Here is a 6,874-nt window from a genome sequence, read left to right as displayed (position 1 = left end):
TTAGCCCAATTGAGGCATTGGAGTTCAATGCGCATAAACTAACTATCACTTATTTAATATCTTATGGGTGGTTTGGACTTCAAGGCCGTGCATTATTACACGCCTGCTATTGAAGTCCATGAGGCCTATTAAGTTCAATATCAGCAGGAATTTAATTGGCCTCATGAACTCCAATAGCATTGTTCAGGCTTAGTTTGAAAGAGAGCCAAATTATTTCAGAGCATTGTAAGAACGTTTGCTATTCAAAAAAAAGCCGCGCTCTAAGTAGCACGGCTGTTTTATATACTTATATAGTTGTTTCTAAAGATGTTACTGTTTAGTCTCCACTGTTTCTAAAACCTTCAGCACCATTTCCATTAGACTTTGAGCTGTAGGCATTTTGTTATAGAAATAGATGTAAGGTTTTCCTTGATCGGATGAGATTCCGATATTGGGGTCCATTTCCAGTTCGGCTAGAAGATCAAGTTGATGCTCAAAGATCAATTGTTCCAAGCCTTTGCCGCTAAAAATCTGAGTGATCTTGCCGCAATCTGGGCAGCGGAAATATTTCATATTCTCAACTACACCCAGAATAGGGAGTTTGAGCTGAATGGCAAAGTTTACAGATTTCTTTACATCCAAAATCGCGATATCCTGTGGAGTGGTAACAATTAACGCACCATCCACATTGCCCAGAGTCTGCACGATAGAAAGAGGTTCATCGCCAGTTCCGGGAGGGCAATCGACGATTAGATAATCCAGTTCCGGCCAATCAAAATCGCTAAAGAATTGTTTGATTAGTGACATTTTCATTGGACCGCGCCAGATCAGTGCGCTGTCTTCAGATTTTATAAGTGACGCAACGGAAAGTACATAAAGGTTTGAAAGCACTTTTATAGGTGCTGGCATTCCACTATCGGCGGTAGGAATACCTACTCCTTCAATGCCAGTTAGCTTTACAACTGAGGGACCGTGTACGTCAGAATCCAGTATGCCCACAGTTTTTCCCTGCATTGCCAAGCCATAGGCAAGATTAACTGCCACGAAGCTTTTGCCAACGCCACCTTTACCGCTCATAACCATGATGCGATGTTTAATTTTTTTCAGGTTTGTTTGCACCTGAAGATCTTTTAACTCTTTGTCATCTGCCATTTATTGTTCCTTATTCAGTTCATTATTTATCCATTTAAGCTGTTCCTCAAGCTCGGCTTTGCGAGCCTTAAGATTGTCTTTAGAATACTGGTACACATCTGAGGATATCGCCGTATCTGTCAATGGTGCATCATACATTTGTTGAGGAATTCTGCGTCTTCTTCCATTTCCGCCACCGGCGCCGCAGTGTCCTAATCCTCTGCCTGGCTGTCCATTACCCATAGGACCTTTTCCATTTCTTCCTGGCATGTTAAGCTCCTTGTACGAGTTGGTTGTTTTTATATGCCTCATAAGCCTGTCGAATGGTCATTCCACCAGCCCTTACATATATCTTAAGAGGCATTTTTGCCAAGATGGAAGCAGCATTTCCTCCTGGGCCATTACCGGTTATGAGAACATCTGCTCCCAATCCAAATATCTTTTCGGCAGTTTTTGGACCTGCACCATGAGCTACGTTCATGATGTCACGATTATCAATACTGCTAAGCTTATCGTTTTCTTCATCGTACAACAAAATGAAATCTGTACGTCCGAAGCGAGGGTCAATTACGGAATCCCAGCTTTCTCCGCTGGAAGTAAATATTATTTTCATAATGTCTCCTTTATGGTAGCCCACATCTGTTGGAAGAAAGGCTGCCATTTTGTTGTGTTTTGCTCTACCAAAGTTCTTCCCATTGCTATTGCTTTAGGAAAATCGTCACTATAAGGTATTTCTTGCAAGGCAAGGATTTTTTCTTGTTTTAGATACTTGGATATCTGTTTACAAATATCGGGGTTTATATCTGCCTTATTGATAATACACGCTCCGGGTATTTTGAACTTTTTAACCAGTTCCCATACTCGCTTCAGATCGCTGATACCAGATTTACTCGCTTCTGTTACCAGTATTACGAAGTTTGCCGAAGAAAGAGATGCGATAACCGGACAACCAATGCCCGGAGAACCATCTACCAAAAGGAAATCTTTGTGTTCCATTTCTGTTTGTTGTCTGGCTAAACTTTTTACCTTGGAGACTAATTTACCGGAGTTTTCAGCGCCAATATTTAAGCGTGCATGTACCAATGTATTGCCCAGTCGGCTTTGAGATATAAAGCAAGCACCTACCTTCTGCTCGGGCAGTGAAATTGCGCCTTCGGGGCAAACATAATAGCAATATCCACAGCCTTCACAATCTAACAAGTTCACTTGATATGCCTTTTCGCCAGCCGAAATAGCAGAAAACCTGCAGACATTAGCACAAATACCACAGGAAATGCATTTATCGGGGTCTATTACTGCTTTTACTCCGCTTACAAACTCGCTAGTTTGAGAGCTTTGAGGCTGTAAGATAAGGTGCAGATCGGCGGCATCAACATCACAATCCGCAATAACGGACTGTTCTTTGAGTATATATGCCAGTGCACTACAAATGGAGCTTTTTCCTGTTCCGCCTTTGCCTGAAATAATTACTATCTCTTTCATGTTCGCTCCTTAGTTTTGTGCAGAATGCGATCTAATGCGGCTCTAAGCTGGGGAACTTTTTTATATAATATCTCTCCACGGGAATAGATCTCGGCAATTTCTCGGCTATGGGGAATCTTGGCAAGTAGTTCTATGCCTTCTTGTTCAAGATACTTGTAAATGTCGTTGTTTCCTATCCCGTCACGGTTTATCACTACAGAAAAAGGTAAATTTAGTTGACGAACTGTTTCAACAGCAAGCTTGAGATCGTGTAAGCCGAATGGTGTAGGTTCACTTATCAGCACCACATAATCTGCTGTTTTAACTGCCGAAACCATAGCACAAGCCGTTCCGGGAGGGCTGTCCAATATCTGTAACTTTATATCCTTAAAGTTCTTATTGGCAAATTCTAGGCTTTGAGAAATTAGGGGCGAGGCTTGTTCTAAACCTATGTCTAGCTTACTCTCTACAAAGTTGAGGCTTCCATTCTTAATATGGATGATAGTGCCCAAGCTTTCTTGCTGCATAGGCAAGGCGTGTTCTGGGCAAAGTTCGCTACAGGCATAGCAGGAGTGACATAAGTTTGGCATTACCAATATCGTATCGCCCAATTTTAGCAATGCATTATACGCACACCAAGTAGTGCATTTACCGCAAAGAGTACAAGGCTCTTGTTCCCAATGAGGTATGTTTCTGTAAGCAGTAATCTTGCTATGGATGCTACCTTTGATGAAAATGCCGCCATTAGGCTCCTCAACATCAAGATCCATCAACAAAACAGGAAATTCTTCGGCTGCGTATAGCGCCAAATTAACGGCAAGTGTAGTCTTTCCCGTGCCACCCTTACCGCTAGCTATGGCAATTCTCATTAGTGGTCACACAGGTTATTGCCTGCTTCCAGGGATTTTTTAAGGTACATTTCCACAATATCTTTTAATGGCATAGGGCATACTCCCACAATTACTTCAATACCATTTGCTTGCATTAACTGTTGAGCCTTTATGCCCATGCCACCGGTAATGACTACGCTTACGCCAAGCTGGTTCAGAAAATTGGGATGAGAACCGGGTTCATGCATGGGAGGATCTACGATCTCTTCTTTTTGAATCTTACCATTCTCAATATGATAGATGGCGAACTTTTCACAGTGACCAAAGTGTAAGCTTAGCTCCGAATTAGTAAGTGGAATTGCGATTTTCATTCTTTCTCCTTTATTTGCATCTTCTGCAGCGACGGCAACCACGAATGAAGCAATCTTGCAGAGATAGTATTCTGTTTGAGCCACAGGCGGGGCAGATTTGTGGTTTGTCCTCTCTTCCATCTAAATCCATGCGATGTTGACAATCTTCGCATAGATAGTATTTGCGAGCAATCTGGACATCTCCGCCCTCAATAATAAAGGTGCGTCCTTCAACCAGTGCTGTTCCCAGTTTTTTTCGCGCACTGTCATATATGCGTGTAACGGTAGGGCGAGATACATTCATTAATTCTGCCACCTGCTCTTGAATAAGATTTTCATAGTCTATCAAGCGAAGGGTTTCGTACTCTTCCAAATTCAAGGTTATGGCCCTACGGTAATTTGTTCGCATCCAAAGTGGACGAAATCCCTTTATCGTAGGAAGACCTTGTAGTGTACGTAAGCTCTTGTTGCGTGGCATATTATCTCCATTAGTAAGAATTAAAAATAGTGCATTAATATGAACTTATGTTCACTTCTTGAGCGCTGCGGGTTTTTGTCAAGATTCATTTGTATAATTCACATCCCCCCGTTTTTTAGACAGGGTATAAACCCTCACTGAAAACTTCAATTTTCATCACCGAAAACTTCAAATCAGGAAAACAGGCCTCTATAGCGGTCATTCTCTTACTGGTTTTAATCACCGTTTCTTCAAATTTAATCACCGAAAACTTCAAGCTTTAATCACTGAAAACTTCAAGTCTCACTTTCGAAGCTTCGGAAAGCTCCGTTACAGGATACGTTACGGGCTCCGTTACGATGTGGGTAGAGCATAAAACAGTACATTATAATTATAGCATAGATCTTATTTTAGGCAATACAAATTCAAAGTGACAGGGGGAAACTGCAAACTGTCGCATCGTAGGGCATCCCTGCTCATTCTTTCCATAAGTATTTCAGCATTTCTTTGGCTAAGGCGAAAGCGATTAAAGCGGGAGAGCAGATTACAGTGATTGCTTATGGTGCCATGATCAGTGAAGCGCAGAATATCGTTTGCTTGTGATTTATATTGACGGAATAATGAGTTGTAGATAATTTGAAAAAAACTATACTTTGAGGATAGTTGCATAAAAAGAAACACAAAACATTATGCTTTATTAGTGGAGGAAAAGATGCTGCAAGGATCTTATGTTGCTCTGGTTACACCATTTAAGAATGGTGCTGTGGATTGGAATGCTTTGGAACGTTTAATATGTTATCATTTGGAAAATGATACCAATGGCATACTGCTTTTGGGCACCACAGCAGAGGCAGCAGCTCTTGCTGGGGATGAAAAAGATGCACTGCTGAGATTCGCCATGCAAAAAATTGCCAATAAGGTTCCGGTTATGATTGGTACTGGTTCCAACAACTATATGCAAAGCTTGGCAAACACAAAAAAAGCTGAGGAATTGGGTGCGGATTTTGCCTTAATAATTACGCCATACTATATTAAACCTACACAACAGGGCATGTATGAGTATTATAAATCCATTGCCTCAAAAGTGAAAATACCCATTGTTATATATAATGTTCCTGGTCGTACAGGAGTGAATATTACTGCGGAAACTACAGTTCGTTTAGCAAGAGAATGCTCCAATATTATTGGGGTAAAAGAAGCAAGTGGGAATTTGGTGCAAGTAACACAAATCGTGAGGGATGCACCCAAAAGCTTCAGTGTGATGAGTGGAGAGGATGCGCTTAATGTGCCCATTATGGCTATTGGCGGGAAGGGCTGCATATCGGTAACGGCAAATGTGGTTCCGAAATTGATGAGTGAACACATTGCCAGTTGTTTGGCCGGCGATTATTTACAGGCGGCAAGCCAACATGCTTACTTAGCGAATTTAAATCATTTGATGTTTATCGAAACAAATCCTATTCCTGCAAAAGAAGCTTTGCATATGATGGGGCTCATCGAGCTTGAATTTCGCTTGCCCATCTGCCCGTTACAGACAAAGAACAGAGACATTTTGCGCGAAGGACTTAAGACTTACAGGCTTATATGAGAGAAAATTACAAGGAATAAACATGAAAAAACCTAAGTTATTGCACGGCTTTGAACTTTTACAGAGCCAAAAAATTAAAGAACTGAACTGTACTTATAATCGTTACCGCCATCAAAAGAGTGGAGCAGATCTAATTCATTTATCTTGTTTGGACAATAACAAAGCCTTTAATATTACCTTTAAAACTATTCCAGAAGATGATACCGGGTGTCCACATATTCTAGAACATTCAGTATTAAATGGCAGCAAAAATTATCCAGCCAAAGGCACTTTTATGGAGCTGATTAAGGGAAGCTTAAATACCTTTATTAATGCCATGACATCTTCAGATTGGACGAGCTATCCGGTTGCTTCCACAAATGATAAGGATTTTGTGAATTTGATGCGAGTGTATCTGGACGCGGTGTTGTATCCCAGAATTTACGACGATCCAAAGATTCTGGCTCAGGAAGGTTGGCACTATGAGCTGTTCTCGGAAGATGGAGAAATAAACTACCGGGGTGTAGTTTACAACGAAATGAAGGGAGCGTTTTCTTCGGTGGATTCAATTGTGAGTAGGCAATGTATGCATGCCCAGTTTCCAGACACACCTTACGGATTTGAGAGTGGTGGAGATCCAGACGCCATCCCCAAATTAAATCAGGAAAAATTCATTGCATTTCATGCAAAGTATTATCATCCCTCCAATAGTAAGATTTGGTTGTATGGCGATATGGATATTGATGCTACTTTGCAGATAATTGATGCGGAATACTTAAGTAATTTTGAGGATCCTGGCTTTAAAGTAGAAATGCCGGAACAAAAGCCCTTTAGAGCCGCTAAGAAATTGAAATTGCAATATCCTTTAGCAGACGATACTGATCTTACCGATGAATATTATCTTGCGCTCAATTTTAGTTATGGAAAGGTTACGGAACCATTTTTGGATCAGAAGATTTCGCTTATGAGCGAATTGTTGATGCACTATCCAGCGTCACCCTTAAAGAATGCAATACGGGAATCGGGATTGTGTAAAGATTCTAGTATATCGGTACAGGGCGACATCTTACAACCCACAATTTCTATTATCTGCAAGCAT

The 6,874-nt window shown here is 41.1% G+C and carries 9 protein-coding genes; 2 read left to right on the top strand and 7 right to left on the bottom strand.

Annotated elements, in window-relative coordinates; genetic code table 11:
• Positions 1–309: 309 nt before the first annotated feature.
• Genes LHW48_01605 through LHW48_01575 form a run of 7 tightly spaced genes read right to left on the bottom strand, consistent with a single transcriptional unit; the run spans position 310 to position 4,229 of the window.
• On the bottom strand, positions 310–1,131 hold the full coding sequence (locus LHW48_01605) for an Mrp/NBP35 family ATP-binding protein (GenBank protein ID MCB5259160.1): 822 nt from the start codon (positions 1,129–1,131) through the stop codon (positions 310–312).
• On the bottom strand, positions 1,132–1,380 hold the full coding sequence (locus tag LHW48_01600; protein MCB5259159.1) for a hypothetical protein: 249 nt from the start codon (positions 1,378–1,380) through the stop codon (positions 1,132–1,134). It lies immediately after the preceding gene.
• 1 nt (position 1,381) lies between these two features.
• On the bottom strand, positions 1,382–1,723 hold the full coding sequence (locus tag LHW48_01595; GenBank protein ID MCB5259158.1) for a dinitrogenase iron-molybdenum cofactor biosynthesis protein: 342 nt from the start codon (positions 1,721–1,723) through the stop codon (positions 1,382–1,384).
• Entirely contained in the window at positions 1,720–2,592 is an 873-nt protein-coding gene (locus LHW48_01590; protein MCB5259157.1) for an ATP-binding protein, read from the bottom strand. The genes LHW48_01595 and LHW48_01590 overlap by 4 nt, the downstream gene beginning before the upstream one ends.
• Positions 2,589–3,440, bottom strand: coding sequence for an ATP-binding protein (locus LHW48_01585; GenBank protein MCB5259156.1), 852 nt, complete (start codon positions 3,438–3,440; stop codon positions 2,589–2,591). Before LHW48_01585 ends, LHW48_01590 begins: the two co-directional genes overlap by 4 nt.
• Entirely contained in the window at positions 3,440–3,772 is a 333-nt protein-coding gene (locus LHW48_01580; protein ID MCB5259155.1) for a NifB/NifX family molybdenum-iron cluster-binding protein, read from the bottom strand. Before LHW48_01580 ends, LHW48_01585 begins: the two co-directional genes overlap by 1 nt.
• 10 nt (positions 3,773–3,782) lie before the next feature.
• Complete coding sequence (locus LHW48_01575; protein ID MCB5259154.1) at positions 3,783–4,229, bottom strand: DUF134 domain-containing protein; 447 nt, start codon at positions 4,227–4,229, stop codon at positions 3,783–3,785.
• A gap of 691 nt (positions 4,230–4,920) precedes the next feature.
• Here LHW48_01575 and dapA point away from each other — a divergent pair.
• Positions 4,921–5,796, top strand: a complete 876-nt coding sequence (gene dapA, locus LHW48_01570; GenBank protein MCB5259153.1) for a 4-hydroxy-tetrahydrodipicolinate synthase — start codon at positions 4,921–4,923, stop codon at positions 5,794–5,796.
• Between the two features lie 22 nt (positions 5,797–5,818).
• Positions 5,819–6,874 (top strand): insulinase family protein (locus LHW48_01565; GenBank protein ID MCB5259152.1); only part of this gene is annotated, 1,056 nt, incomplete at its 3' end.

The sequence above is a fragment of the Candidatus Cloacimonadota bacterium genome, from assembly GCA_020532355.1.
In the GTDB taxonomy this organism is placed as follows: domain Bacteria; phylum Cloacimonadota; class Cloacimonadia; order Cloacimonadales; family Cloacimonadaceae; genus UBA5456.
Note: the sequence above shows the minus strand (reverse complement) of the source record. Positions and strands in the feature narration are given on the sequence as shown.